General features: G+C 73.8%; 23 protein-coding genes and 1 pseudogene. 10 read left to right on the top strand and 14 right to left on the bottom strand.

Translation table 11 applies throughout. The annotated features are described in order from the left end of the window. Positions 1-168: 168 nt before the first annotated feature. Both ACIA77_RS33520 and ACIA77_RS33515 read left to right on the top strand, forming a co-directional pair. Positions 169-3,369, top strand: a complete 3,201-nt coding sequence (locus tag ACIA77_RS33520; RefSeq protein ID WP_395890048.1) for an AAA family ATPase — start codon at positions 169-171, stop codon at positions 3,367-3,369. Then, positions 3,366-5,990, top strand: coding sequence for an AAA family ATPase (locus ACIA77_RS33515; RefSeq protein WP_395890047.1), 2,625 nt, complete (start codon positions 3,366-3,368; stop codon positions 5,988-5,990). The genes ACIA77_RS33520 and ACIA77_RS33515 overlap by 4 nt, the downstream gene beginning before the upstream one ends. A gap of 6 nt (positions 5,991-5,996) precedes the next feature. On the opposite strand, the gene ACIA77_RS33510 is transcribed toward ACIA77_RS33515, so the two are convergent. The 5 genes from ACIA77_RS33510 to ACIA77_RS33490 all read right to left on the bottom strand — a co-directional run bounded on the left by ACIA77_RS33510 (position 5,997) and on the right by ACIA77_RS33490 (position 11,138). Next, positions 5,997-7,229: an urease accessory protein UreD gene (locus ACIA77_RS33510; RefSeq protein WP_395890046.1), complete on the bottom strand. Its 1,233-nt coding sequence runs from the start codon at positions 7,227-7,229 to the stop codon at positions 5,997-5,999. A gap of 166 nt (positions 7,230-7,395) precedes the next feature. After that, the gene (locus tag ACIA77_RS33505; RefSeq protein ID WP_395890045.1) at positions 7,396-8,790 is read right to left on the bottom strand and encodes an FAD-dependent oxidoreductase; all 1,395 of its coding nucleotides are present in this window, start codon (positions 8,788-8,790) and stop codon (positions 7,396-7,398) included. A 239-nt stretch (positions 8,791-9,029) separates the two neighbouring features. Next, complete coding sequence (locus ACIA77_RS33500; protein WP_395890044.1) at positions 9,030-10,226, bottom strand: PQQ-binding-like beta-propeller repeat protein; 1,197 nt, start codon at positions 10,224-10,226, stop codon at positions 9,030-9,032. A 67-nt stretch (positions 10,227-10,293) separates the two neighbouring features. Beyond that, the gene (locus ACIA77_RS33495; RefSeq protein WP_395890043.1) at positions 10,294-10,521 is read right to left on the bottom strand and encodes a hypothetical protein; all 228 of its coding nucleotides are present in this window, start codon (positions 10,519-10,521) and stop codon (positions 10,294-10,296) included. Continuing rightward, positions 10,518-11,138: a sigma-70 family RNA polymerase sigma factor gene (locus tag ACIA77_RS33490; protein ID WP_395890042.1), complete on the bottom strand. Its 621-nt coding sequence runs from the start codon at positions 11,136-11,138 to the stop codon at positions 10,518-10,520. The genes ACIA77_RS33495 and ACIA77_RS33490 overlap by 4 nt, the downstream gene beginning before the upstream one ends. A 124-nt stretch (positions 11,139-11,262) precedes the next feature. Between ACIA77_RS33490 and ACIA77_RS33485 the strand changes: the two genes are divergently transcribed. Genes ACIA77_RS33485 through ACIA77_RS33475 form a run of 3 tightly spaced genes read left to right on the top strand, consistent with a single transcriptional unit; the run spans position 11,263 to position 12,929 of the window. After that, entirely contained in the window at positions 11,263-12,030 is a 768-nt protein-coding gene (locus ACIA77_RS33485) for an SDR family NAD(P)-dependent oxidoreductase (RefSeq protein ID WP_395890041.1), read from the top strand. Positions 12,031-12,066: 36 nt separating this feature from the next. After that, on the top strand, positions 12,067-12,549 hold the full coding sequence (locus ACIA77_RS33480) for a peroxiredoxin family protein (RefSeq protein ID WP_395890040.1): 483 nt from the start codon (positions 12,067-12,069) through the stop codon (positions 12,547-12,549). A 32-nt stretch (positions 12,550-12,581) separates the two neighbouring features. After that, complete coding sequence (locus tag ACIA77_RS33475) at positions 12,582-12,929, top strand: hypothetical protein (RefSeq protein WP_395890039.1); 348 nt, start codon at positions 12,582-12,584, stop codon at positions 12,927-12,929. 127 nt (positions 12,930-13,056) lie between these two features. Here ACIA77_RS33475 and ACIA77_RS33470 read toward each other — a convergent pair whose 3' ends face one another. From ACIA77_RS33470 to ACIA77_RS33460, 3 genes are read right to left on the bottom strand one after another with little or no spacing between them, the layout of a single operon-like run. After that, a complete protein-coding gene (locus ACIA77_RS33470) occupies positions 13,057-13,473 on the bottom strand; it encodes a DUF1707 domain-containing protein (protein ID WP_395890038.1) in 417 nt (138 codons plus the stop codon). A 22-nt stretch (positions 13,474-13,495) separates the two neighbouring features. Then, positions 13,496-14,020, bottom strand: coding sequence for an ATP-binding protein (locus ACIA77_RS33465; protein WP_395890037.1), 525 nt, complete (start codon positions 14,018-14,020; stop codon positions 13,496-13,498). Positions 14,021-14,024: 4 nt separating this feature from the next. Beyond that, positions 14,025-14,717 (bottom strand): response regulator transcription factor, encoded by a 693-nt coding sequence (locus tag ACIA77_RS33460; protein WP_395890036.1) that lies wholly within the window; start codon positions 14,715-14,717, stop codon positions 14,025-14,027. Positions 14,718-15,094: 377 nt separating this feature from the next. On the opposite strand from ACIA77_RS33460, the gene ACIA77_RS33455 reads away from it, so the two are divergent. Both ACIA77_RS33455 and ACIA77_RS33450 read left to right on the top strand, forming a co-directional pair. Next, positions 15,095-15,457 (top strand): BlaI/MecI/CopY family transcriptional regulator, encoded by a 363-nt coding sequence (locus tag ACIA77_RS33455; RefSeq protein ID WP_395890035.1) that lies wholly within the window; start codon positions 15,095-15,097, stop codon positions 15,455-15,457. A gap of 3 nt (positions 15,458-15,460) precedes the next feature. After that, positions 15,461-16,468: a M56 family metallopeptidase gene (locus ACIA77_RS33450; protein ID WP_395890034.1), complete on the top strand. Its 1,008-nt coding sequence runs from the start codon at positions 15,461-15,463 to the stop codon at positions 16,466-16,468. 156 nt (positions 16,469-16,624) lie between these two features. Here ACIA77_RS33450 and ACIA77_RS33445 read toward each other — a convergent pair. The 3 genes and pseudogenes from ACIA77_RS33445 to ACIA77_RS33435 form a co-directional block, all read right to left on the bottom strand. Then, positions 16,625-17,002: pseudogene (locus tag ACIA77_RS33445) on the bottom strand (polysaccharide deacetylase family protein); the annotation flags it as partial. 74 nt (positions 17,003-17,076) lie between these two features. Further along, complete coding sequence (locus ACIA77_RS33440; protein ID WP_395890033.1) at positions 17,077-18,129, bottom strand: glycosyltransferase; 1,053 nt, start codon at positions 18,127-18,129, stop codon at positions 17,077-17,079. 108 nt (positions 18,130-18,237) lie between these two features. Further along, positions 18,238-19,878 carry an alkaline phosphatase family protein gene (locus ACIA77_RS33435; RefSeq protein WP_395890032.1) on the bottom strand — a complete coding sequence of 547 codons (1,641 nt, stop codon included), beginning with the start codon at positions 19,876-19,878 and terminating at the stop codon, positions 18,238-18,240. 750 nt (positions 19,879-20,628) lie between these two features. Between ACIA77_RS33435 and ACIA77_RS33430 the strand changes: the two genes are divergently transcribed. Both ACIA77_RS33430 and ACIA77_RS33425 read left to right on the top strand, forming a co-directional pair. Next, on the top strand, positions 20,629-21,912 hold the full coding sequence (locus ACIA77_RS33430) for a MurT ligase domain-containing protein (RefSeq protein ID WP_395890031.1): 1,284 nt from the start codon (positions 20,629-20,631) through the stop codon (positions 21,910-21,912). Next, positions 21,905-22,615, top strand: a complete 711-nt coding sequence (locus ACIA77_RS33425) for a type 1 glutamine amidotransferase (protein ID WP_395890030.1) — start codon at positions 21,905-21,907, stop codon at positions 22,613-22,615. The genes ACIA77_RS33430 and ACIA77_RS33425 overlap by 8 nt, the downstream gene beginning before the upstream one ends. A 1-nt stretch (position 22,616) precedes the next feature. Here ACIA77_RS33425 and ACIA77_RS33420 read toward each other — a convergent pair whose 3' ends face one another. The 3 genes from ACIA77_RS33420 to ACIA77_RS33410 all read right to left on the bottom strand — a co-directional run bounded on the left by ACIA77_RS33420 (position 22,617) and on the right by ACIA77_RS33410 (position 24,506). Continuing rightward, on the bottom strand, positions 22,617-23,225 hold the full coding sequence (locus ACIA77_RS33420) for a DedA family protein (RefSeq protein ID WP_395890029.1): 609 nt from the start codon (positions 23,223-23,225) through the stop codon (positions 22,617-22,619). A 75-nt stretch (positions 23,226-23,300) separates the two neighbouring features. Further along, on the bottom strand, positions 23,301-23,888 hold the full coding sequence (locus ACIA77_RS33415; RefSeq protein WP_395890028.1) for a hypothetical protein: 588 nt from the start codon (positions 23,886-23,888) through the stop codon (positions 23,301-23,303). Positions 23,889-23,954: 66 nt separating this feature from the next. Further along, positions 23,955-24,506 (bottom strand): dihydrofolate reductase family protein, encoded by a 552-nt coding sequence (locus ACIA77_RS33410; protein ID WP_395890027.1) that lies wholly within the window; start codon positions 24,504-24,506, stop codon positions 23,955-23,957. A gap of 71 nt (positions 24,507-24,577) precedes the next feature. Between ACIA77_RS33410 and ACIA77_RS33405 the strand changes: the two genes are divergently transcribed. Next, complete coding sequence (locus ACIA77_RS33405) at positions 24,578-25,423, top strand: NTP transferase domain-containing protein (RefSeq protein ID WP_395890026.1); 846 nt, start codon at positions 24,578-24,580, stop codon at positions 25,421-25,423. Positions 25,424-25,440 lie beyond the last annotated feature (17 nt).

Below are 25,440 nucleotides of genomic sequence, written 5' to 3'. Positions count from 1 at the left end.
CGCGAACTCTCCGCCGGGCGTGTGCAGGATAACCCGGCCCCGCGGTACCGGGCCGGTGCGGGACGTGCCCGGATCGGGCGGGTTTGCGCAGGTCGGAACCTGACACCGGGGGGTGTGCCCGGGCCGCCCCTGGTCCGAACGGACCAGCGCCCCGCAACGGTGGACATCGTGCCCTGCCCGATGCCGCCCGGCCCGGTGGCCGACGCCACACCGCCCGACCGCGCCGCCGAACTCCGCACCCTGGACCGCCTCCTGAGCGAAGCGCGCACCGGGCAGAGCGGGGTGCTGGTGCTGCGCGGCGCCGCGGGGATCGGCAAGACCACGCTCCTCGGTCACGTCGTTCGCGCCGCCCGGGGATTCCGGATCGTGCGCGTGCACCCGCCGGAAGCCGAGGCGGCCGCGCCGTACTCGGGGTTGCAGCGCGTCCTGGCGGCCTTCGGCGAGGACCGTGGGCGGCTGCTCCCGCACCACAGCCGCGTGCTCGACGAACTGAACGAGACCCGCCCGGACCCGTTCCTGGTGGGGGTGGCGACGGTGTCCCTCCTTTCCGAGGCCGCGGAGAGCCGGCCGTTGCTGTGCGTGGTCGACGACGCCGTGCGGCTCGACCCCGCCTCGGCGAAGGTCCTGTGCTTCGTGGCCCGGCGGCTGCAGGCGACGCGGGCCGTGCTGCTGCTGGCCGAAACGGCCACGGCCGGGCCGAGTGCGTTCGCCGGGTTGCCGGAGCTCGTGCTGGGCGGGCTGAGCCGGGAGGCCGCGCGCCGGCTGCTGGACGTGCACCTGCCCGGGCGGGTCGACGAGGTGGTGCTGGACCGCGTGGTCGCCGAGACGCGCGGGAACCCCGGCGCGATCCTGGCCGTCGCCCGCCTCGGCCAGCCGGCCGGCGGCTTCGGGGTTCCGGCACCGCAGGGCGACGACTGGCAGGTCCGGATACCCACGCTCAGCCCGGCCGTCCGCACGGTGCTGCTGATCGCCGCCGCCGACCCGACGGGCGACGCCGCGCTGGTGTGGCGGGCGGCCGCGAGGCTGAGGGTGCCGGCGCTCGCACGTCACGAACTGGCGGCCGGCGGGCTTTCGACGTGCGGGACGCTGGTCGTGTTCGACGATCCGGAGCTGCGAGCCCGGGTGTACGGGCTGGCCACGGTCGGTGAACGCCGCGCTGTGCACCGGGCGCTGGCGGACGCGACGGACGCCGACACCGATCCCGACCGCCGCGCCTGGCACCTGGCCCACGCGGTCCCCGGCACGGACGAGCACACCGCGGACGAACTCATCGTGCAGGCGACGAAGGCGCGCGAACGCGGTGGCCCCGCGGCCGCGGCCGCGTTCCTGAGCTCGGCGGTCTCGCTGACCCTCGATCCGGTCCGTCGCGCGAAGCGAGCGCTCGCCGCCGCGGCGGAAGAGCACGACGCCGGTCACTGCGACCAGGCCCTCACCCTGCTCGCGACCGCGGCCAACGGACCACTCGGCGTGGCCGATCGGGCCGAAACCGAGCGGCTGCGCGCGTCGGTCACCTTCCTCGCCACTCGCCGCGCCGGGTCCGCCGAAGCGCTCCTCGACGCCGCGCGGCAGCTGGTCCCCGTGGATCCCGCGCTGGCCCGGCGGACGTGCCTCGACGCGCTGGGCGCCGCGCTGCTGAGCGGAAAGCCGGAACCCGGCCGGATCGCCGACGTGGTCCGGGCGATCCCGGCGCCGGCCCGCCCGGCCGCACTCGACGCGCTGCTCGACGGCCTGCTGGCGCGCAGCACCGCAACGTTCGCCGACGCGGCCGAGCCGCTGCGAGCCGCGCTCTCGGCGGTGCGCGAGACGAACCTCCGCGGCGGGCTGCTGCACTCGGCGTGGCTGGCCGGCCTGGCCGCCGCCGAGTTGTGGGACGAGCCGGCCTGGCACACCGTGGTGACTCGCGCCGTCGAGGCCGCGAAGGAAGCGGGTTCGGTCCCCGAGCTCCCCCAGGCACTGACCGGGTTGGCCCTGTTCACGCTCCACACCGGCGATCTGACGACGGCCGCAGCGCTCGCGAGGCAAGCCGCCGCGATCAGCGACGCGGCGGGGCACCCGCCACCAGACCACGTCGAACCCCTCATCCAGGCCTGGCGCGGCACCGCACCACCGACCGCCCACTCCGACGGCCTCGCCGCCGCCGTGCGCGCCAACTCCCCCGGGCAACACATCGCAGCGCTCACGGGACAAGCCCCCGCGACCAGCGACAAGGCCGGACACCCACCACCAGACCACGTCGAACCCCTCAACCAGGCCTGGCACGGCACCAAACCATCAGCCGCCCGCGCCGAGGGCCCCGCCGCCGTGCGCGCCAACTCCTTCGGCTGGCACAGCGAAGCCGCCGCAGCGCTCACGGGACAAGCCACCGCGAGCAATGAGAAGGTCGGCCACCCACCACAGGACCACGTCGAACCTCTCAATCAGGCCTGGCGCGCCACCGAACCGCCAGCCGCCCGCTCCGACGGTCTCGGCGGCACCGCGTCAGCTCTCGCCGCCGCCGTGCGCGCCAACTCCCCCGACCAACACACCGCAACGCTCACGGGACAAACCACCGCGACCAGCGACAAGGCCGGACACCCACCACCAGACCACGTCAAACCCCACAACCAAGCCCAGCACGACACCGAACCGCCAGCCGCCCGCCCCGAGGGCCTTGCCGCCACCGCCGCGGACCTCGCCGCCGCCGTGCGCGCCAACTCGCTCGGCCGGCACGCCGAAGCCGCCGCAGCCGCTCGTCGCGCCGCCGACGCCGCCGACCCGGTGCTGTCGGGCTGGGCACTGGCCGAACTCGTCGAAGCCACTGCGCTCTCGGGCCGGGCGGACGAGGCCACGAAAGCGGCCGCACGGCTGGCGGAGCGCACCGGCGTGTCCGGCACGGACTGGGCCGAAGGTGTTCAGGCGCGGGCGCGGGCTCTCGTGTCCAACGGCGCCGAAGCCGACGCGAACTTCCACGAGGCCGCCCGCCGGCTGGCCCGGACCCGCGCCCGCGGCGAACTGGCCCGCACCCATCTGCTCCACGGCGAACACCTGCGCCGGCTGGGCCGCCGCGCGGAGGCGCGCGCTCCGCTGCGCGAAGCCCGTGACCTGTTCGACGAACTGGGCGCGGCGGCGTTCGCCCAGCGCGCACGGCGCGATCTGCTCGCCACCGGGGACCAGCCGCGAGCCGCAACGGCGCTGACGCCCCAGGAAACCCGGATCGCCGTGCTCGCCCGCGAGGGGCTCACGAACTCCGAGATCGGCGGGCGGCTGAACGTCAGCCCCCGCACCGTCGAATACCACCTGCACAAGGTCTTCGCGAAGCTGAAAGTCGGTGCCCGCACCGAATTGCCGCTCGTCCTGACCGAATCCGCGGCCGAAGGAGACGAAGCGTGACTGAGCCGGACACCGGCCGCCCCTTCGCCGGGCGCGAACGCGAGAGTGCGCGGCTGCGCTCCCTGCTCGCGGCGGCGGTCGCCGGGGACGGCGGTGGTTTCGCCCTGCGTGGTGCGCCCGGCACGGGGAAAACGGCCTTGCTCGACCACGTGGTGGGCTCGCTGCCCGGGCACCGGATCGTCCGGATCCGGGCGGCCGCGGCGGAAGCAGAGCTGCCGTTCTCGGCGCTGCACCTGCTGTGCTCGGCGCTCGCACCCGACCTGGCCGGCCTCGACCGGCACCGGCGTGAAGCACTCGAAACCGCCGTCGCGCTGCGTCCCGGCCCGGCCCCCGGCCGGATGCTCCTGCTCGTCGGCCTCGTCGACCTGCTGGCGAGGGCAGCCGAGGCCGAACCCTTGCTCTGCGTCGTCGACGACGCCCAGTGGCTCGACCCGGCCTCGGCCGGTGTGCTCGCGTGCGCCGTCACCCGCGTCGGGGCGCTCCCCGTCGCGCTCGGTTTCGCGGGCCGCGGGGAACCGTTCCCCGGCCTGCCCGGTGTCGTCCTCGGCGGGCTGGCCCACGCCGACGCCCGGCGGTTGTTCCAGGCCGCCCTGCGCGCGCCGGCGGACGCGGCGGTGACCGACCGGATCGTGGCCGAGTCTCGGGGCGTTCCGGGCGTGCTCCTCGACGCTGCGCAGGCCACGTCGGCCGTCGAGACCGGCGGCGGGTACCGCGTGCTCCCCTCGGCCGGGGCCGAAGTGCTCGCTCTGCCCCCGGACAGCCGGGCCCTGCTGGTGCTCGCCGCCGCCGAACCCCTCGGCGACCCGGCCCGGTTGTGGCGCGCCGCGGCCCGCCTCGGCATCGCGGTGAACGCCGCCGACCGCCTGGAGTCAGCGGGGCTCGTGTCCTTCGGCACCTGGGTCGAGTTCCGCCGGCCCGCGCTGCGGTCCGAGATCTACGGCCAGGCGTCCGACCGGGAACGACGCCGGGCCCACGCCGCGCTGGCCGTCGCGGAGACTGAACCCGACCGTCAGGTGTGGCACCGCGCGCTGGCCTTGCTCGGTCCGGACGACGCGGTCGCCGGCGACCTGGTGCGGGCCGCGGACTCGGCCCGTCACCGCGGAGGTCTCGCCGCCGAAGCTGCGTTCCTGGAACGCGCCGCCCTCGCCACGGCCCGGCCGGGGCTGCGCGCCGAGCGGGCGATCCGGGCCGCCGAGGCGCACCACGCCGCCGGCGGCACGGACGGCGCCGTGCGGCTGCTGGCGGCAGCCGGTCTGGGGTCCGGCGGCACCGCGGCCCACCGCGTCCGCGCCCGCCTCGCCTTCGATGCCACCCGCAACCGCGCCGCCGTCGAGCAGTTGGCGCGGTCCGCGGCGGAGCTGGCCGGCGGCGACCCGGCACCGGCCCGGTCCGCCTGCCTCGAAGCGCTGGGGGCCGCCGCCTTCACCGGGCACGGGGACCTCGTCGGCGCCGTGCTGAACCGGCCCTGCCCTTCGGCCGGCACCGACCGGCTGCTCGACGGCGTGGTCCGCCGCTGCACAGCCGGGTACGCCGCGGCCGTCGAACCCCTCAAGCTGGCCTTGAAGACGCTCGACTGCGACCACGAGGACAACGCACGGGCAAGAGTGCTGGCGTGCCTCGTCGCCCCCGAACTGTGGGACGACGCCGCCTGGCACGAGCTGACCCACGCCGAGCTGACCCGGGCCCGCAGCTCGGGCGCCCGGGCCATCCTGCCGTACGCGCTGACGCACCGGGCACTCGTCGAAGTCCACTCAGGACGGTTCCCGGCCGCACAGACGTTCGTCACCGAAGCCCGCGAGCTCACCGACGCGGCCGGCTGGGCGCCGTTCCCGCACGCGGCCGCCGTGCTGGCGGCGTGGCGCGGCCGAGCGGTACCCGAACCGCCGCACGAGGGCACCGGACTGGCCGCGGCGCTGACCCGATACGCGAAAGCCGTGCTGGCCAACGCCTTCGGCGACTACGGCGAGGCCGTCACCGCGACCCGCGAGGTCCTGGATCGCGACGCCCCGGAGTGGCAAGGCTGGTCCCTCGTCGAGCTCGTCGAAGGCGCGGCGCGCTCCGGCGATCACCCCACCGCGGCGGCCGCCCTCGACCGGCTCTGCGAACGCGCGGTCCTGAGCGGCAGCGACTGGGCGCTCGGCGCCGCCGCCCGTTCCCGGGCCCTGCTCCAGCACGGCCCGGCGGCCGAAGACCTCTACACCGAGGCGATCGCCCGGCTGGGCCGCACGAGGATCACCACCGACGTCGCCCGCGCGCAGCTGGTCTACGGCGAATGGCTGCGCCGGCAGGGCCGCCGCGTCGATGCGCGCAGGACACTGCGCGCAGCGCACGACTCGTTCACCGCGATGGGCGCGGACGCGTTCGCGCAACGCGCGCACCGCGAGCTCCTCGCCACCGGCGAGCGCGCGCGCCGGCGCGTCCCCGAAACCCGCTCCCAGCTCACCCCCCAGGAGCTGCGCATCGCCCTGCTCGCGCGCGACGGCCGGTCCAACCCGGAGATCGCGACCGCGCTGTCGATCAGCCCGCGCACCGTCGAATACCACCTGCACAAGGTGTTCACCAAACTCGCCATCACGTCCCGGACCGAGCTCCACCTCGTGCTCGCCGGGTGCGCGGACTGAGGCGGCTCAGCCCTTGCGCAGATCGGGCGCGGGCACGCCCAGCACCGCCGAACGGACCCGGTCCCAGGCGAGGTGCAGCGCCCCCGTCACCGCCCGCGACGGGTGTCCCAGCAGGCGCACCGCGACCCCGCGGGCGGCCGGCAGCTCCGTGACCCCCGCGAGGACCGCGGGGCAGGACGCCGGCACTTCGCGCAGGAGTCCGACCACTTCGGACGGTCGTGGCTCGCCGCACAGCACGGAGAGCGAGCCGACGACGTCGAACCCGCCGAGGACACCGGCCGAACGCGGGTCACCGGTGTCCGGGCGCAGGCGGAGGGTGTCGGCGAACAGGGCCGCGCCCGTGGGATCGCCCACCTGCAGCTCGGACCAGAAGAGGTCGTAGACGTGCTCCTCGTCGTGGGCGACCCGGCCCGGCAGGAGCACCTCGCCCAGGACGACCGTCGCCTCCGGGTCCGCCGTGACGCAGGTGGGCTGGAAGAGCCGGGAGCCGCGGAAGGGCACGACGGGGTCGGGCACGTACTCGAGCACGGCACCGGCGCCGACGCACAGGTTCACCAGCTGCGAGGCGAAGTTGTCGCGGGCGGAGAAGATCTTGGTCGCCGCCTGCGTGGTCAGGTGGACGGCGGCGCCGGGCGCGCGGGTGACGCCCACGCGGTACCGGTCGCCCTGCACGAGCCCGGCACCCTGCTGCTGCAGGAACACGAACGCCAGACCGGGCCGTCCCGGGTCCAGGTGGATCGGCCGGTAGACGTGCAACGGCGCGCGCTGCACGGTGTAGCCCTCGTCTCGGGCGGTGAGCTTGCCGTCGGGGTCGACCGTCATGAGCCGGACGTGGTCCGGGCCGAAGGAGTGCAGCACGTACAGCGTGCTCGTGGTGGGCGAGAAGGCCAGCGATTTGGCCGTGCCGCTGCGTCCGTCGACGATGTTGCCCGTCCGCTTGACGTCCACGAGCGTCAGCTTGCCGTCGGCGCCGAGCGCGAAGCTGGACACGGAGTTGTCGCCGCCGTTGGTGGTGAACAGGAGCCGCTTGTCTGCGGTGAGGATCACGCTGCCCGCAGCCTCGAAGGCGTTGGGGGCACTGGCCTGGCCGCTGACCGGCTTGTACACGCCGGAACCCGCGCCACCGGTGGGAATCCGCTCGACCTCAGTGAGGCCGCCGTCCGCGCCGCGCGTGTAGTGGATGATGACGTTCTTGACCTCATTGGTCTGCATGGAGAACAGGTGGCCGGCAGCGCTCATTCCTGCTCCCTGGGGAGTTCCCGGTTGTCGGCTCAGAGCATCTCCGCGCGGCGGTGGCGTTCGCGTTGGGGAGACCACCCGGGGACCGTCCACACGGGAGGAACGCGAAAGAGCTCCGGCGCGCCCCTTCGAGCGGGGCGCGCCGGAGCTCTCGTGCCGTCCGGGTCTACTCGTCGTCGCTGCGGACGACGGTGCCGATCACGTCGTTGAAGGCCTCCGTGGACGACGGGTGCGTGTAGATCGCGGTGCGCAGGTCCTCGGCCTTGATGCCGTGGCGCATCGCCTGCGCGACGACGTTGACGAGCTCCTGCGCGTCGACGGTGAGCAGCGCGGCACCGAGGATCTCGTCGGTGTCCAGGTCGATCACGAACTTCATCACGCCGCGCGTCTCGTCAACGACGTAGGCGCGTGGCATCGCGACGATCTCGGCGACCGGCTGGCTCGCCACCTTGATCCGGTACCCGGCCGTGCGCGCCTCGGTCTCGGTGAGCCCGACGTTCGCCAGCGGCGGGGTCATGAACAGCGTGCGCGGAACGGCGACGCGGTCGGTCGTCCGGCGCACACCGCCCGAGCCGGTCAGCTGGTCGAGCACGATCCGGCTGTCGTCGAGGGAGACGTAGGTGAACTGCGGCCCGCCGTTCACGTCGCCGAGCGCGAAGATGTGCTGCCGGCTGGTCCGCAGGTATTCGTTGACCTGGACCGCTCCCTGCTCGGTCGTGCGGACGCCGGCCGCGGCCAGCCCGAGGCCCTCGGTCGCCGGCCGGCGGCCGGCGGCGGCCAGCACCGCGTCGGCGGTAAGCGTGTGCTCGCGGCCGTCGTGCATGTACTCGATCGTCGCCGCGCCGTCGCCGTCGTGCACCCGGGTCACGTTCGCGCCGGTGACGATCTCGATGCCCTCGTCGACGAGGATCTTCTCGGCCGCGGCCTGGATGTCGTCGTCCTCGTGGTCGAGGATCCGGGAACCGGTCTCGAAAACGGTGACCTGCGAGCCGAACCGCCGGTAGATGGCGGCGAACTCGATGCCGAGGTACCCGCCGCCGACGATCGCCAGCCGCTCCGGCAGCTGCGTGCGGTGGATGAGGTCGGTGCTCGTCACCAGGTGCCTGCTGGCGCGCAGGCCCGGGATGTCCGGGACGACGGGAACCGACCCGGTGTTGATGAGGATGTGCTCGGCTTCGATCGTCACGTGCTCACCGCCGGTGTCCACCCGCACGGTGTGCGCGCCGGTGAACTCGGCGTGCCCGGTGAGCACCGACGCGGTGTCCAGGCCGTCCATCGCGTCGAAGTTGCCCTTGCGGAACAGCGAGGTGATCGCGTGCACCTCGCCCACCGCGCGCTCGTACCACTCCTGCGGCGGATCGGTGGGCCGCCGGTGGCCGGCGCGGTGCACCAGGGCCTTCGTCGGCACGCACCCCACGTTGGGGCAGGTGCCGCCGTACATCTCGGGCGACTGCTCGACCACCACGACTCGCTTGCCGAGCCGGGCCATCGTCCCCGCCACGGCCTTGCCGCCCTTCCCGAAGCCGATGACCAGCAGGTCGGCTCTCTCAACACTCTCCATGATTCGGCCCTCTGCCCGTGTCGTTGCGCTACGGGCGGATCGTGCCCGTTCCGACAGTTCCTTCGCATCGGGGAACGCCCCGGCCCGGACCCCGGCCGCGCGCCGGGCGCGGGCGTCGGGGTGGTGACCGGGGAGTCCCCCGAGGCGAGGTGCCCGGGCGAACGCGAACGCTGGAAACCGGAAACCGAAGGAGTGCGCGGATGGTGTCCGGCGTCGTGCTCGGGAGCAGTCCCGCGAGGTCAGCCGATGGCGGTGACGAAGCCGGTGCGGCTGCCGATCACCAGGAGCCCGCCGCCGGTGAGGGCCGGGTAGCTGTCGGCCTTGCCGCCGAGGTCGACGTCGACCAGCTGCGCGCCGGCGCGGTCGAACCCGTAGGCGTGCCCGTTCTGGCCGCCGAAGTACACGCGGTAGTCGCGGTCGACGACCGTCGAGCTCCAGATCTGGGCGCCGATCGGGCCGTAGTGCGTCTTCTCCCGCCCGGTGCCGGTGTCGAACACGTGCACCTGTCCACTGTGGTCGGCCACGTAGGCGAGCCCGGTCGCGGTGACCGCGGGCGAGGAGTACGTGATCACCCGAGGCGCGTGCCAGGCCGGTGTCCCGTCCGGGTGGTAGGCCCATTCGTCGTGGCCGTTGGTGCCCAGCAGCACCGTGCCGTCCGGCGCGAGGCCGGCCGACACCTCGGTGAGGTCGTCGTGCGGATCGGCGCGCCAGGCCACGCCGGCCGAACCGCCGCGGTCGTCAATCGCCACGAGCGACGAGTCGGCGGTGGTGTAGACGCGCCCGCGGCCGTCGGTGACCACCGAACCGTAGGACGCGGTTCCGGTGTCGACGCTCCACGCGAGCCGGTGGTCACCGGCCGCGGAGGTGTCCACCGCGGACACCGTGCCGTCGCCGGTCCCCACGTACACGCGCCTTCCGTCGGCCGACGCAGGCGAGGTGACGCGACCCGGGAAGGTCTGTGTCCACAATGGCTTTCCGGTGGCGGACAACGCGATGAGCTCGTCGGCGTTCGGGAAGAGGATCGTGCCGCTCGGGAGCACCAGCGGCGAGATCGACAGATCACCCCCGATGGAGGTCTTCGCGTCGAAGGTCCACCGGTCGTGCCCGTCGGCGGGGTCGAGCGCGTGCAGCACACCGCCGTTGGAGGCGACGTAGATCGTGCCGTCGGCGCCGACGACGGGTCCGGGGGTGACCGCGCCTTCGAGCCGGCGCCGCCACCGGATGGTGCCGCGGGTCGGTCCGGCGGTGGTCGCCGCGCCCGAGTGCCGGGCGTCGTGCAACGCCGACGGCCAGGGCGCCCAGGTGGCCGCACCCGCCGATCCCCGGGGGAACTCCACGGCGGCGGGCGCCTGGGGGGTCGCCGATTCCGCTGTGCAGGACGGAAGAACCACCGCGCCCACGAGAGCGAGGCCGAGTGCTGTGCGCCGGAATGCCATGTCCGCGAACCTAGCGATCTTGCCGCCCGGCGGGCCGCCGATCGGGCTTACGAAACCCTGACCGTCCTCAGTGCCGATCGACGTCGGTGCGAATCGCCGCCAGCAGACCCTGCAGGTCTTCCCGGCAGGGACCGCAGGCGCGCAGGTGCGCCGCGACGCGGGGGTACAGGTGCGCGGCGTCTTCGTCGCGTGCAAGCACTTCGGCGTAGACGTGGAGCAGCTCCATCGCTTCATCGCACCCGCTGTCCTGCGGATCGGTGTCGAGGAACCGCAGCACCCTGCTCAGGTCACTCACGCCTGCCTCCCTCCGGTGTCGTCCAGGTGGCCCTCGGCGACGAGCCTCGCCCGGATCTTGCGCCGGGCGTCGTAGAGCGTCTTGTAGAGCGCGTTGCGGTTCGTGCCGAGTTCTTGCCCGAGCGCGTCGAGCGGGACGCCGCCCAGCACCAGGGCGGTGAAGACGCGGCGCTGGCGGTCGCTGAGTTCCTCGTGCACGGCCTTGCGGATGCCCAGCACCAGGTCCTGCCACTCCGCGTGCCGATCCGGGCTGAGGCCGAACCGGTCGGGGAAGGCCGACCAGTCCTCGATCTCCCACCCGTCGGGCGATGTGCGGCGGAAGTGGTGTGCGAGCCCGTTCGACACCGCGAACACCACGAACTTGTAGGCCCAGCTGGTGAACCGGCTCTCCCCGCGGAATTCGCTCAGCTTGGCGAGGACCGTCACGAGCGCGTCGGTCGCCGCCTGCTGGACGAGATCGTCCGCCGCGGTACCCGCGAGCCCCCGCCGGGCGCCCCGCCGGGCGACCTCGGCACCGGCGATCCGGAGGAACTTCGCGTGCAACAGCGCGACGGCCTCGTCCCGGCCGGGAGCGCCCGCCGAGAGCACGCGCACCCACTCGGCCGACTCGTGATCCACGGCCGCCGATGCTACCCCGAAGAATTTCCCCGCCGACGGGTAAGACGCGCGCCCGAGGCGACACAAAGATGGGTGGGAAGCCGATCCTCTCGCGATCGGCTCGGCGAACGACCAGGAGGCAAGCGTGCCCTTCGACGGCAGGACCGCACTCGTGACCGGCTCGGGCAGGGGGATCGGACGGGAGATCGCCGTGGGCCTGGCCCGGGGCGGGGCGCGCGTCGCAGTGCTGGCCCGGTCGAGTGCTCAGGTGGGCGAGACCGTCGAGCTGATCCGCCGGGCCGGCGGTGAAGCACTCGCCGTGCCGGCCGACGTCACCGACAGCGCCGCACGGGAGGACGCCCTCCGCACGATCGCGGATGCCTTCGGACCGGTGGACGTCCTGATCAGCAACGCCGCGGTGGTGGGGCCGCTCGGGCCCAGCACCCGCGTCGACCTCGGCGAGTGGACGCGGAACCTGACGACCAACGTCATCGCGCCCGCGGCACTCGCGTTCGCCGTGGTGCCGGCGATGGTGCAGCGCGGCTGGGGCCGGATCGTCACCGTCTCCAGCGGGATCGTCGCCAACCCGGCCGGGATGGTCGGCGGCAACGCCTACGTGACCGGCAAAGCAGCGCTCGAGGCGCACACCCTCAACCTCGCGGCCGAGACGGCGGGCACCGGCGTCACGGTCAACGTCTACCGCCCGGGCTCGGTCGACACGGCGATGCAGGAATGGGTCCGCACCCGCGACGAAGCCGACGTCCCGCAGCTGCACCGCCGGTTCACCGACGCCTACCGCAGCGGCCGGCTCATCACCCCCGAGGCCTCGGCGGCCGCGTTGCTGGCCCGGCTGCCCGGATCGGGCACCGGCGAGATCTGGGACGTCGCCGACGACCTCCTGCCCGCCACCTGAACCACCTCGGAAATCCCCTCACGAAAGGAAACCGTCATGCCCTTGCTCCACCCCGGGGACACCTTCCCCGCGCTGTCGCTGACCACGGTCGACAGCGTTGTCCACGACGTGCCCGCCGAACTCGCCGGGCACTACGGGGTCGTGCTCTTCTACCGCGGCAGCTGGTGCCCGTACTGCAACGCGCAGCTGCGCGCGTTCCAGCGCGCCGCGGACACCTTGGCGGAGCTGGACATCAAGGTCCTCGCCCTGTCGGTCGACGACGAGGCGACCACGAAGGAAACCGTGGACAAGCACAAGCTCGCCTTCCCGGTCGGGCACAGCGCCGACGCCCACGCGCTGCGGGAAGCGACGGGAGCCTTCGTCAACGAGGACCCGCTCTACGTCCAATCCACGGGTTTCGTCCTCGACCCCCGGGGCAAGGTGCTCGTAAGCGTGTACTCGAGCGGCGCCATCGGCCGCCTCGTGCCCGAGGACGTGATCGGCATGGTGCGCTACGTCCGTAGCCACGAAGCGGGCTGACGGCCGTTAGCCGACGGTAAGGGATCTTCGCGGTGACGCGCGGCACACTGAACACAGTGGACATCGACGCGAGGAGCGACGTGATGCAGAGCCCGCAGGAATCCGCGCCCGCACCGCACCCGGCCCGCAAAGCCTGGGCCATCCCGGCCACGGCGGCGGGGTTCGCCCTGTTCGTCGCGGCCGGGGCCCGGGTCATGGCCGTGTTCGCGGAGTCCATGATGAGCGGCGTGGCGCTGATCGGCTCCTGGCTGATCCTCACGCTGGGTCTGGCCTACGCGGGCATCCGCCTGCGCCCCGGCCTCACCGCGGCCCTGCTCTTCGGCTTCGGCGCGGGCGTGGTCGCCGTCGCCTTCTTCGGCGGCATGCACATGCTGACCTGACCGGCCGACGAGCACGGCCCGCGCACCGGCCCTGAGACAGGCTTCCGCACTCGCGTGCGAGAAGCCGCCGTCGCGGGTAGCGGAACGCCGGCCGCTGTCTGTCCGTTGTCGACGCCGGTTCGCCGGGTCAGTGGTGGCCGAACCCGTGGTGCGGCCCGTCGCCGATGCCGTGGGCCGCGAGCAGCAACAGGACCGCGAAGGCGAACACGGTGGCCGCGATGAGGGCGGCACGCCGGCGGGCGGCGGCCGGGCCGCCGCGGCCGGTCAGGGTCACGACGTCGGCGGCGAACTGCTGAGCCGCCAGGGCGAGGACGGGACCCCAGCCGGGCACCGACGGCGCGGCCCGTGGCAGGTCGGCGAGCACCTCGTCGAGTTCGTGACGGTACCGGGCGGAGTAGATCGTCGCGGTGCGGTCTTCGACTTCGGCGAGCGACAGGCGGCCCTCGCCGGCGGCCGTCTGCAGCGCGGCGGCCGCGGCGTCGCGCTCGGCGTCGGAACAGCGGAGGCCGCCGGGCTCCGGTGCTGTGGGTTCTTCTGCGGCCATGGTTCCCTCCCGGTTCCGTCGGCTACCCCCGCACCGAAATTCTACACGAACGTAGTAGTAAGCAGGAGCGTGAAACCGGCCGGGTCAGGCGCAGCCGCCCGCCTGCGGCTTCCGCGAGCGGGCGCGCGAGGGCGAGGCCGATCCCCGTGCCGCGGGCGCCGGGTGAGCGGCGGTCGAACACGTCGGCACCGGCGCGGATACCCTCGCCTTCGCCGGCGATGTCGACGGCCAGCACGTCGCCGGCGTCGCGCACGGTGACGGTGACCGTGCCCGCCTCGTGGCGGAGCAGGTCGTCAAGCCGCTCGCCCGTGGAGTCAAGGAACTCCCCGACCGAGTCGATCTCCGCGATCCCGGCGCGGCAGGCGCGGATGCCGAAGTCGCCGTCGCCCAGCTCGCGGGCGGTCGCGGAGAGCCGTTCGAGCGGACGCGCCAGCCGCCGCGCGTGGCGGCGCGCCACCAGGTAGGCCGACAGCAGAGCGGGGACGCCGAAGAGCCCGATCGCGACGAGCGCGGCGAGCACCGTGGTCAGGACGATGCGGCGGCGCACCCGCTCATCCGCCCGGGGCCTCGAGGCGGTAGCCGTGCCGGCGCAGGGTGAAGATCTCCGGCATCGGACCCGCGCCGCCCGCGTCGGCCAGCTTGCGCCGCAGCGTGGTGATGTGGACGTCGAGCGTTTTGGTCGAGCCGAACCAGCGCGCGTCCCACACGTCGGCCATCAGCGTCTCCCGGCTCACCGCCTTGCCGGGTTCCTGCGCCAGCCGCAGTAGGAGCTCGAACTCCTTGGCGCGCAAGGGGAACTCGATCCCGTCCACGGTGACGCGGCGCGCGGCCGCGTCGATGCACAGCCGCCCGAGCGCGATCTCGGCCGGGCCGCGGCCGGTCGAATGCCGGCGCAGGTGTGCGCGCAGGCGCGCGTGCAGTTCTCCCAGCGGCACCGGCTTCACGAGGTAGTCGTCGGCACCCGCTTCGAGCCCGACGACCACGTCCATCTCGTCACCGCGCGCGGTCAGCACCACGATCACGCAGGCGGGCACCGCGCCGCGCAGTGCGCGGCACACCTCGGCACCGTCCAGGTCGGGCAGGCCGAGATCGAGCAGCACCAGGTCGCACGCCTGCCGAGCGGCGTCGTCCACGGCCGTGCGGCCGCGGGTGTGCCACGCGACGTCGTGCCCGTGCCGGGCCAGGCTCGTGCGCAGGACCTCACCGATGGTGCGGTCGTCTTCGACGAGGAGGACTCGGGCCATGGCCCCGAGAATATCCGGCTCTCGCGGTTCCCGAACGGCCCGCGATCATTTTGCCCGCCGCTAACCCGAGCCGATCGTCCTCTTACCCGTCACGGCGGGAAATCGCCCCGGGAACGCGTTTTCCCGGTTGCCGACGTGCGTTTTTCCGGGTGCGCAGAATGCTTTCGCCGGAATCGCCGCCGGGCCGGGTCCGCCCGGGTCTTTCGTGCCCGAGGACAATTGCGTCCGCACGAGCGACCGGTTGTGGCCGGCCACGGCGCTCCGGTCCCGGCACCGACCGCGCGGGCACTCCGATCTACGTCGGCGGCAGCGGGCTGACGGTGCGCACCCCGCCGGCGAGCGCACCGCGAACTACGACAACAGTGTAGATTCGCAGCATGCGCAGAGGACGGGGTGAGCTGGAGGCCGAGGTGCTGGCCGTGCTGTGGCAGCGCGACGAGCCCGCGACCGCGGCCGACGTGCGCGAGCGGCTCGGCGACGACGCGCTCGCGTACACCACGGTCGTGACGATCCTGTCACGGCTCCACGAGAAGGGCGTGCTCACGCGGGAGAAGCAGGGCCGCATGTTCGCCTACCGGCCCGTCGACGACCCGGCCGGCCTCGCGGCGCGGCGCATGCGCGCGGTGCTGGACAACGAGGACAACCGCGAGAGCGTGCTGGCCCGGTTCGTCTCGAACCTGCCGCCCGGCGACGAGCAGGCGCTGCTGCAGCTGCTGCAGAGCGACCGCGGAAACCGGTGACCGATGCTCCTCGGCCTGGTCCTCCCCCTGCTCCTGCCGCTGGTCTCGTGGCCGGTGGCCCGCTGGCTCGCGCCGCGGCTCGCGCCGCAGAGCGCGACGCGGCTGCTGACGGTCCTGGCCGTCGTGTTCGCCGCGGGCAGTACGTGCGCGCTGGCGCTGGGCACTGCCACGGGCCTCTCGCTCGTCCCCGAGGTGGCCGAACTCGGTGAGTTCTCCCCCGCCGCGTTCAGCGCTCAAGCGAGCGTGGACGTGCCGTTCGCGATCGGGTGCGGTGTGCTGCTGGCGGGCGCGGCCTTCGGCCTCGGGCACGCCGTCCGCGCGCAGTGGCGGTGGTACCGGCGGGTGCACTCCGAACTGGACCAGCACTCCCGCGAGAACGGCGTCGTGGTGCTGCCCGGCGCGGAGCCGGTGGCGTTCGCGATCGCCGGCCGCGGCGGGCGCATCGCCGTGTCCACCGGGATGCTGGCGGCGCTTTCGGCCGGCGAACGGGTCGCGCTGCTGCACCACGAACGCGCCCACCTCCGGCTGCGCCACCCGGTCTACGCGAGCCTGGGTGTCCTCGCCGCCGCGCTCAACCCGTTCGTCCGTCCACTCACGACGGCCGCGCAGTTCGCGATGGAGCGCTGGGCCGACGAAGCCGCCGCGGCCGGGGTGGGTGACCGGCGCGTGGTCGCGACGGCCGTGGCGAAGGCGGCGCTGGCGACCAAACACGAACCGTCCTACGCGCTGGCCGCCGGGGGCGGCCCGGTGCCGCAGCGCGTTCGCGCGCTGCTCGACGCCCCGTCACCGCATCGCCTGCGCGGCCTGACCGCGGTCGCCGTCGCGGTGGTGTTCGGCGTGTGCGGCGCCGCGGCGGGCGTCGGCGCCCAAGCGGCGTTCACACTGCACGCCGACATCGAGGCCGCCCAGCTGGCGACGTGCGCGGCCCACCCCGTGCTCACGCAACGGCCCCACGGCCAGGCCACGCTCACCGCAGTCCGCGAGTACCGCCGGGAGTGCACCCAGGGCTGACCGCCACGCCCCGACGGCGGCTTCGACGTCGGAGTCGTGCAACAGGATCGTGCCACCACCGCGAAGTCCCTTGTGGACGGTCGCGGCGACCGACCGTGGCGTGGCCCGGGCGGTCCAGTCGAAGCCCCACGCCGTCCACAGCACCGGCCGCAGGTCCAGGCGCCGCGCGGCGAACAGGGAGCCGGCGGAGAAGACGCCGTAGGGCGCGCGCAGCCAGCGCGGCCGTTCCCCGGTGACCGAGCCGATCAGGTCCGCGGTCCGCGCGAGGTCGTCGTAGAGCGCGGACGGCCGGCGCCGCAGGAAGCACCGGTGATCCCAGCCGTGCACCGCGAGTTCGTGCCCCGCCGCCACGATCTCGCGGCCCAGTTCCGGAGCCCGGGCGAGTTCGCGGCCCAGCACGAAGAACGTCGCCCGCGTGCCGGTCCGCGCCAGCAGCGCGAGGAAACGCGGGGTCGACCGCGGGTGCGGCCCGTCGTCGAAGGTGAGGGCGACGTGGCCCGGATCGCCGACACCGGACAACGCGGGCGCCAGCACCGTGCGCACCGGCGGCAGGAACAGCGCCGCCGGCGCCACGTGCACCGCGACCGCGCCGGCCGCCGCGGCCCGGATCACCCGGCCACCTCCACCGGCAGCGCCGGGCGAGGCACCGGCGCCAACGCCGCGCGCAGCGCCGCGCCGAGCTCGTCCGGCGAGCGCACCCACGGCACCGTGCCCGCCTCGTCGAGCACCGCAGCGTTGGCCCGCCCGTGGCCGGGCAGGCACCGGTACGTCAGCACCGGCACCCCGCTCGCGAGCGCCTCCGACGTCGTGAGCCCGCCCGCGTTCTGGACCACGACGTCGCACGCCCGGATGAGATCGGCCATGTCGTCCACCCAGCCGAACACGTGCGGCACGGTCTCCGCCAGCCGCTGCCGCAGCGCGTCGTTGCGGCCGCACACGACCACCGGCTCGGCCGTGCCGTCCGCCCGCAGATCGGCCACCGTGCGCTCGACTTCGCCGACACCCCACGACCCCGAGACGACCAGCGCCAGCGCCCGCTCCGCGGGCAACCCGTGCGCCAGCCGCAGCCGTGCGCGTTCCGCCACTCCGCCGACGGGCCGGAACTCGGGCGCGACGGGCGGTTCGACGACGGTGGTGCGGACAGCACCGAGGGTCCGGGCCTGGGCGGCCGCGATCTCGTTGGGCGCCACGGTGAGATCGGCCCAGCGGCTGATGCACAACCGGTGCACCGACGGATCGGTGAGGTACGCGACCAGCTCGGCCTCGAGACGCCCGCGAGCCTTGAGCCGCGCGGCCGCGAGCGTCGCCAGCGGGTAGGTCGACACGACCAGCCGGGCGCCGGCGACGGCGTCGGCCAGCTTCGGCGCCGCCAGCCCGGCGAACCGGTGCGCCACCGCCGCCGGCGCGGGCGAGCCGAGCGCGCCGAGCAGCCAGTCCCAGCTGCGCGGCGCGACCTGCAGCTGCCGGTGGTAGACGCCGCACAACAGGCGGCCGAGCGAGCCGGGGAGCAGGTCCAGGAAGTCGACGACCTCGGTGGTGCTGCCGCGCTCCCCCAGCCGCCGGGCCAGTTCCTTCGCCGCACCGTCGTGCCCCGCCCCGATCCGGGCGGACACGATCACCACAGGCTCCATGCGCTCGCCTTCCAGAAGATCTACAGGCACGTAGTAAATCTACAGATGTGTAGATGACACTGTCTTCCGGGTACGAGCGGGTCCGGTTCGCCGGATTGGTCCTCGCCCCGGCGATTTCCGGGGCGAGGACCGGCCGGCTCAGCCCTGGCCGACCCCGGGGAGCACGGCGGTTCCCTCGGCGCGCACGGCGGCGAGCGACCGCGGGTCGAGGTCCAGCAGCCGCAGGATCGTCGGGGCGATCTGCGTCGTCTCCACCGGAGCCCCGATCACCCGGCCGGCACCGGCGCCGCCGACCACCAGCGGGACGGCGCGGTCGTCCGCCGCCGCGCCGCCGTGTTCGGCGATCTTCGAGTGCCCGCCGGTGTAGACGACGCCGGGCACCGTCAGGCTGACGAGGTCGGGCACCCGGTCGTCACCCGGCCGCACGCCGAAGTAGCGCGCCGCGTCGGCTCCCGCGTGGACGGTCGCGAGTCCGGAGTGGACGAACGGCTTCGGCGCGCCGGTGACGCCGTTGCCGGTGCCGGACTGGGCGAACAGGTAGTTCTTCGCGAACGTCGTCGCCGCGGGCGAGCGGTCGGAGAGCCACAGCAGCATCGCGTCGTCGTCGGTGGACTGGACGACGAGGTCGGGCGCGCCCGGGTGGGCGGCGCGCCACGCAGCGTTGAGCCCGTCGAGCAGCGGGCCGTCGTCGATGCGCGTGAGCGTGGCTGAATCGATGGGCGACTGGCCGTGCTTGGCGGACAGGACGATGGTCGTGCTCCGGTCGAGGTGGCGCCGCTCGAGCTCGGCGGTGAACGCGCCGAGCTGGCTGTCGACGAAGTCGAGCGCCGAGCGCACGACGGGACCCGGTGCGCCACCGGCGAGGTAACCACCGGCCTGCCCGCCGGACACGGGCAGCTTCTGCGCGGTGGAGACCGACTGGAAGTTCAGCCCGAACACCGCGGGGGTGCCGACGTTCGTGGTGCCGCTGTGGTCGTAGCCGTCGATCTCGTTGAGCACCGCGCGGGCCTTGTAGGCGTCGTAGCGCTGGGTGTCGGCGTTGTCGGCGGTCCAGTCCGTGCCGGCCGGCGCGCCCGGCACCTGACTGTTGATCTCGGGCGTGAACAGGTCCTGCACGCCGGTGCCCGACGGGCCGTTCAGCAGTTCGTACGCGGGGTGCTTGTCCGACCACGCGGTGCGCAGCCCGGCCTGGCGGGCCACTTCGAACACCGTGTTGACCCGCAGGTACTGGTGCGGGTACACGGGTTCGCAGGTCTTCGGGTCGACGGGCAGCTTCGCCGGATCGATGAGCGTCCGGGGGTTCCCGGTCATGGCCAGGACCCCGTTGGCCAGGTTCGCCACGCCCTGGCCGGCGTCGAGCGCGTTCTGGTCGTGGTCGAGGTCCTCGGTGTAGTCGACCGCCGCACCCGGCTTCGCGCCGGCGCAGTTCGTGGTGCCGGCCGGCAGCAGCGCGTGGTTGTACGTGGCGTCGTAGTACACGCCGGTCGTCGCCGGGTTGCCGCCGGTGAGCTGGGCGACCATGCCCGGGAACGAGTCCGACGGCACCGGGGTGCTCGCGTGCGTGTACTGCGTGCCGTGCGCGACGAGCTGCGCCAGCGCCGAGTTCGGGTGGGTCGTGGTGTACCAGGCGAGGTCCGACTGGTGCATGCCGTCGACGGAGACGAGCAGGACGTGCTGCTGCCCGCCCGGCGCCGGCTGGGCCGCGGCAGCCGGCGCGGCGGCGGCGAACAATCCCGCAGCGGCGAGCAAGGCGAACAACGGAGTGCGGTTTCTCGACACGAATCTTCCTCCTGGCCATTGCGCCGCCGAAGTCGGCGGCGCCCGGGGTATTCCAAGCCGTCGAGACGGACGAAGGGAAACGTGAAAGAGAACATCGTGTGAACTGGCTTTTGGTGCACAGCCGGGAAAGAGCGCCGCACGATACCGCTTCGAAGGTTAGCCGGAGGTTTTCAGTTCGCTATTTGTCGGCAAGCCGAAAACCGGCAAAACAAGCAACCTGAGCACCGCCGGACCATTCCTCCCGACTGCTTCGGCCGCTCGGAACGCGAGAATTTCCCCGTGGCAGCGGCGGCCCCGCAGCGTCGGCCTCGCCCGGTGCCACCCCCACACCACCGGCTACGCCGTCGCCCTCCACCTCGGCCGCCTCGCCGCCGAGATTGACGGCCACCGCCTCACCACCCCCACCAGCACCCGCCGGCGGCCTACCTGTGCTCGCAGCCGAAACCACCGCCGCCCGCCTTCTTCCCCGGCGGCCACCGCGCCCGCGCCCTCCTCGGCGGCGACCACCGCACCGAAGCCCGACGCCACGCCGCCGGGTCCGGCCGGGACACCGCCGCCGGGCTCCTCACCGTGTACAGCGAATTCCGCACCGGCGCGCCCACGCCTTCCGCCCGATGACCTCCGGTTCTTGCTTCCCCCTAACCGTGTCCACAGTGGATCTCGTGTGCGGCGGACACCACGTTCTCAGCGTCCTCACAGCAGGTCCCGACCAGGGTGAGCCCGGTTCCCCCGGTACGTGAAGGAGATCCTGTGGCGAGCCCCAGTCCGCCGGCCGTTCTCGAGGCGCGGACGCCGGTGTCGCCGGCGCGGCGAAGGCTGCCACCGCGCACGCGGCTGGCCGTCGCGGCCGCGCGGTGCGCCGCGGCGGTGTCGCGCCGGCTCGGGCTGGGGTCCGGTGGGGTCATCGGCGGGCGGATCGCGCTGCGGCTGGATCCGGGCGTGCTGCCCCGGCTCACGCGCGATCGCACGGTGGTGCTCGTGACCGGCACCAACGGCAAGACCACCACCGCACTGATGCTCAGCCGGATCCTGCAGACGCTGGGTGAGGTCGCCGGCAACGGCGACGGCGCGAACATGCCCGACGGTGTGGTCGCCGCTCTCGTGGCCAGACCCGAGGCACCGGTCGCGGTGCTCGAGGTGGATGAGACGTACCTGCCGGGCGTCGCGGCGCAGATCCGGCCGACGTGCTTGGTGCTGCTCAACCTCAGCCGCGATCAACTCGACCGCGTGGGCGAGGTGCGCACGATCGAACGCGAGTTCCGCGCGATCGCCGCGGCCCTGCCGGACACGACGGTGGTCGCCAACTGCGACGATCCGCTGGTCACCTCGGCCGCGCTCGCGTCGGCGCGGCCGCTGTGGGTCAGCGCCGGACAGCGGTGGCACGCCGACGCGCTCGCGTGCGCCCGCTGCGGCCAGGCCGTGCTCCACACCCCGGACGGCTGGTGCTGCGGGTGCGGGCTCACCCGGCCGGATCCACTGTGGACGCTGCAGGACGACACCCTGGCCACCGCGGGCGGCACGGCGCTCACCCTCGAGCTGCGCCTGCCGGGCCGCGCGAACGCCGCGAACGCGGCCGTCGCGGTCGCCACCGCCGAGCGGCTCGGCGTGTCCCCGCACGTGGCCGTCGCGCAGCTGCGCGCGATCGCGGACGTCGCGGGCCGTTACCGGCGCGCCGATCACGACGGCCGTGCGGTGCGCGTACTGCTGGCGAAAAACCCCGCGGGCTGGCGGGAAACCCTGCCGCTGCTCGATCCGCGCACGCCGGTGGCGATCGCGGTCAACAGCGGCGAGGCCGACGGACGCGACACCTCCTGGCTGTGGGACGTGCCGTTCGAGCAGCTGCGCGGGCGGCCGGTCGTCGCGGCCGGTGAGCGAGCAACCGACGTGGCCGTGCGCCTCACCTACGCCGAGGTGCGGCACACGCTCTGCCGCCGCCCGCTCGCCGCCGTCGCGGCACTGCCGCCCGGACCCGTCGAGCTCGTCGCCAACTACACCGCCTTCCGCGACGCCCGGCAGCAGCTCGGCGATGCCTGACTCCACGCTCGGCATCGGCCTCGTGCTGCCCGACGTCCTCGGTACCTACAGCGACGGCGGCAACGCCCAGGTCCTCGAGCGCCGCCTGCGGTGGCGCGCGATCGCCGCCACCGTCGTGGCCATCCGCCACGGCGACGCCGTCCCGGCCGCCCTCGACGTGTACCTGCTCGGCGGCGGGGAGGACGACGCGCAGGCCCTGGCCGTCAACCACTTGCGCGCCCAGCCCGGCCTGCAGCACGCCGCGGCGCACGGCGCCGTCGTCTTCGGCGTCTGCGCGGGCTTCCAGGTCCTCGGCACCGAGTTCACCACCTCCGACGGCGTGACCCACTCCGGGCTGGGCCTGCTCGACGCGGTCACCACCCCGGGTCCGCGACGCGCGGTGGGCGAAGTCGTCGTCGACACGACGCCGGACCTGGAACCCCTGACCGGCTTCGAGAACCACTTCGGCCGCACCCGCGTCGGCTCCGGCAGCCGCACCTTGGGCCCGGTGCGCGCCGGCGTCGGAAACGGTGACGGCACCGAGGGCGCCGTCACCGGGCGCGTGCTCGCGACCTACCTGCACGGCCCCGTCCTCGCGCGCAATCCGGCGCTGGCGGACCTCCTGCTGGGGTGGGCACTCGGCTCGCCGCCCAGCGCGTTGCCGCTGCCCGAAGTCGTTGCCCTGCGGGAAGAACGCCTGCGCGCGGCCAAGCGCGGCCGCTAGCTCAGCTCTTCCTGCTGCGCCTCAGCTCGAGCGCGAGCGGGATGAGCGAAACGACCACCACGAGCGCGACGATCGGCAGCAGGTACTGGTCGATCCCCGGCACGCCGGCACCGAGGAGGTATCCGGCGAGGGTCACGCCCACGGACCACAGCAGCCCGCCAAGCACCTGCCACAGCGTGAACGTGCGCGTGGGCACGTCCAGGATGCCCGCGAGCGGGTTCAGCACCGTGCGCACGACCGGGATGAACCGAGCGAGGACGATCGCCTTCGCGTGGCCGTAGCGCGTGAACAGCTCCTCGGCCCGGGCGATCCCGCGGTGCAGGTGCGCGTTGCCCGTCCGCGCCAGCAGCGCCCGGCCGCCGCGGCGGCCCAGCACGAACCCGGTCTGCGCCCCCAGCAGCGCGCCGGCGACGGCGGCGACGAGCACGAGCGGCAGTGACAGGTGCACGGCGGCCGTGGCGCTGGTCGTGCAGAACAGCCCCGCGGTGAACAGCAGCGAGTCACCCGGGAGGAAGAACCCGATCAGCAGCCCGGTTTCCGCGAACAGCACGAGGAACACCCCCGCGGTCCCGAGGCTCGACAGCCACGACGTCGCGCTCAACGGATTCATGCAGGAGACCGCCTTCCCCGAAGGCCAAAGCTTCGACAAGTATGTAGTATTTCTACACCGTTGTCGATTTACGCGTCACGCGACCCCGGGCACGCTTCCGGACAGGCGCCGCCACGCGCTCTCCCACCCCCGCGCGCGGCTGCGGTCCAGCAGCGCCCGGGCGATGGCGTAGGCGAGTGCCGCCGCCGCGAGGCACCCGGACTCCGCCGCGGCGCCGTACATCACCCCGACGAACACCAGATCACCGGCGGAGCGCGGCGCGTCCGCCTCCAGCCCGGCGCGGTCCACCCAGATCTGCGTGATCGCCGGCGCGCCCGGGCTCAGCTCGACCGTCACCAGTCCGCTGCGCGCAGCGCCGTCCGGAGCGGTCCACGTGGCGTGGACGTCGCGCACCACCGGCGGCTTCCCGTGGGCCGGCAGGTCGGCGGGGAACAGCTTCGCCGTGACCTCGTACCGCACGCCGAGCCGCGTGTCCGCCGCCCGGCCCGCGGCGAACACCGCCGCCCCTACTCCCCAGCACACCGGCACCGACCCGAGCAGCAGCACACCCAGCACGAGGAGGACGACCGCCTCGATCCGGTCGCAGATCCGCACCGCGGGCCGCCTCCGCACGGCCGGGCGCACCAGCCGCAGGCCGCGCACGACGCGAGCGGGGACAGTCATGCCCCGAGCCTGCCCCGCCGCGGGGCGCCGAGTTGGCCGGGATTTTGCCGGGCCCTGACCGAATTCTCAGGCGGTCACGCGGTAGCGGAGCCGGACGAAACCGCCCGGGAACCGGTGCTCGTCCAGGAGTTCGAGCGGGCGGCGGACGCCGTCGGCCAGGGCGCGGTGCCCGCCGCCGATGAGGACGGGGACGAGGAACAGGTGGTACTCGTCGACGAGGCCCGCGGCGGCCGCCACACCGGCCAGATCGGCGCCGGCGATCGTGAGGTCGCGCGGCGCGGAAGCTTTCAGCGCGCGGACGGCGCCGGGGTCGAAGGTGCGCTCGATCCGGGTCCGCGCGCTCGACGGCGCGTCGAGCGTTCGCGAGTACACGATCTTGTCGGCCGCCCGCCACAGCCGTGCGAAGTCCCGGGTTACCGGGGAATCGTCCCCGGCGGTTTCCCAGTAGAGCATCATCTCGTACATCCGGCGCCCGTACAGGTAGGTGCCGACCGTGCGCTGGAGGTCGTTGACGGCGGCGAACACCTCTTCACCGGGAGCCGCCCAGTCGAAGTCGCCGCGCTCGTCCGCGGTGTACCCGTCCAGCGAGCAGATCGCCGAGTAGATCAGCTTGGCCACGGCGCGGCCCCTCTCGTATCGGCACCCGGCGCCCAGCCTACGACGCCCCGACCGCCGCTATCCTCCGAAGAATGACTGACGCTGGTGTCGTCCTCGCGGGTGGCCGCTCGTCCCGGATGGGCCGGGCGAAGGCCGAGCTGGAGTGGCACGGCTCGACCTTCCTCTACCGCACGTGCGCGGTCGTCGGCCGCGCGCTCGACGGTCCGGTGGTGGTCGTCGCAGCGCCGGGGCAGCGGCTGCCGGACCTGCCCGCGGGCGTGACCGTCACCGAGGACCCGGTCGAGGGGCTCGGCCCGATGCAGGGCGTGGCGGCCGGTCTGGCCGCGGTGGCCGACCGGGCCGAGGTCGCGTTCGTCTGCTCGACGGACCTGCCGTTCCTGCACCCCGCTTTCGTGCGGCGCGTGCTGCGGGGCATGGCGGACACCGGAGCCGACATGGTGCTGCCGGTCGCGCGCGGGTTCCGGCAGCCGCTCGCCGCCGCGTACCGGACGTCGCTGTCCGCGCTGATCACGAAACTCATCGGTGAGGGCGACCTGCGGCCGGGCATGTTGTTCAAGCACTGCACCGTCGAACAGCTCGACGACGCGCAACTGCTGGCGGACAGCGCACTGGCGCGGTGCGATCCCGAGCTGGAGTCCGTGGTCAACGTCAACACCCCCGAGGACTACGAGAAAGCCCGCGACCGCGCGGCGCCGGAAATCACCGTCGAACGGTTCGGCGCGCTGGCGGGCAAGGACGGGCACCGGCCCCGCACCGGCCGCGCCGCGACGCTGGGCGAAGCCGCCGGGCTCGCGGGTCTGGAGCTGGACCGGCACATCGTCGCAGCGGTCAACGGCGACCAGGTCACCCGCGATCCGTTGCTGCCGCTCGCAACCGGCGACGTCGTGGCCTTCCTTTCAGCGGACGCGGGCGGCTGAACCGGCCTACAGTCGTC

This window comes from Amycolatopsis sp. NPDC051903 (genome assembly GCF_044452505.1).
Taxonomy (GTDB): domain Bacteria; phylum Actinomycetota; class Actinomycetes; order Mycobacteriales; family Pseudonocardiaceae; genus Amycolatopsis.
Note: the sequence above shows the minus strand (reverse complement) of the source record. Positions and strands in the feature narration are given on the sequence as shown.

Excerpts from the sequence above, each read along its gene's own strand:
- ACIA77_RS33510 (WP_395890046.1), bottom strand. The coding sequence starts at position 7,229 with ATGAGCGCTGCCGGCCACCTGTTCTCCATGCAGACCAATGAGGTCAAG.
- ACIA77_RS33505 (WP_395890045.1), bottom strand. The coding sequence starts at position 8,790 with ATGGAGAGTGTTGAGAGAGCCGACCTGCTGGTCATCGGCTTCGGGAAG.
- ACIA77_RS33500 (WP_395890044.1), bottom strand. The coding sequence starts at position 10,226 with ATGGCATTCCGGCGCACAGCACTCGGCCTCGCTCTCGTGGGCGCGGTG.
- ACIA77_RS33480 (WP_395890040.1), top strand. The coding sequence starts at position 12,067 with ATGCCCTTGCTCCACCCCGGGGACACCTTCCCCGCGCTGTCGCTGACC.
- ACIA77_RS33470 (WP_395890038.1), bottom strand. The coding sequence starts at position 13,473 with ATGGCCGCAGAAGAACCCACAGCACCGGAGCCCGGCGGCCTCCGCTGT.
- ACIA77_RS33460 (WP_395890036.1), bottom strand. The coding sequence starts at position 14,717 with ATGGCCCGAGTCCTCCTCGTCGAAGACGACCGCACCATCGGTGAGGTC.
- ACIA77_RS33455 (WP_395890035.1), top strand. The coding sequence starts at position 15,095 with ATGCGCAGAGGACGGGGTGAGCTGGAGGCCGAGGTGCTGGCCGTGCTG.
- ACIA77_RS33450 (WP_395890034.1), top strand. The coding sequence starts at position 15,461 with ATGCTCCTCGGCCTGGTCCTCCCCCTGCTCCTGCCGCTGGTCTCGTGG.
- ACIA77_RS33425 (WP_395890030.1), top strand. The coding sequence starts at position 21,905 with ATGCCTGACTCCACGCTCGGCATCGGCCTCGTGCTGCCCGACGTCCTC.
- ACIA77_RS33420 (WP_395890029.1), bottom strand. The coding sequence starts at position 23,225 with ATGAATCCGTTGAGCGCGACGTCGTGGCTGTCGAGCCTCGGGACCGCG.
- ACIA77_RS33415 (WP_395890028.1), bottom strand. The coding sequence starts at position 23,888 with ATGACTGTCCCCGCTCGCGTCGTGCGCGGCCTGCGGCTGGTGCGCCCG.
- ACIA77_RS33405 (WP_395890026.1), top strand. The coding sequence starts at position 24,578 with ATGACTGACGCTGGTGTCGTCCTCGCGGGTGGCCGCTCGTCCCGGATG.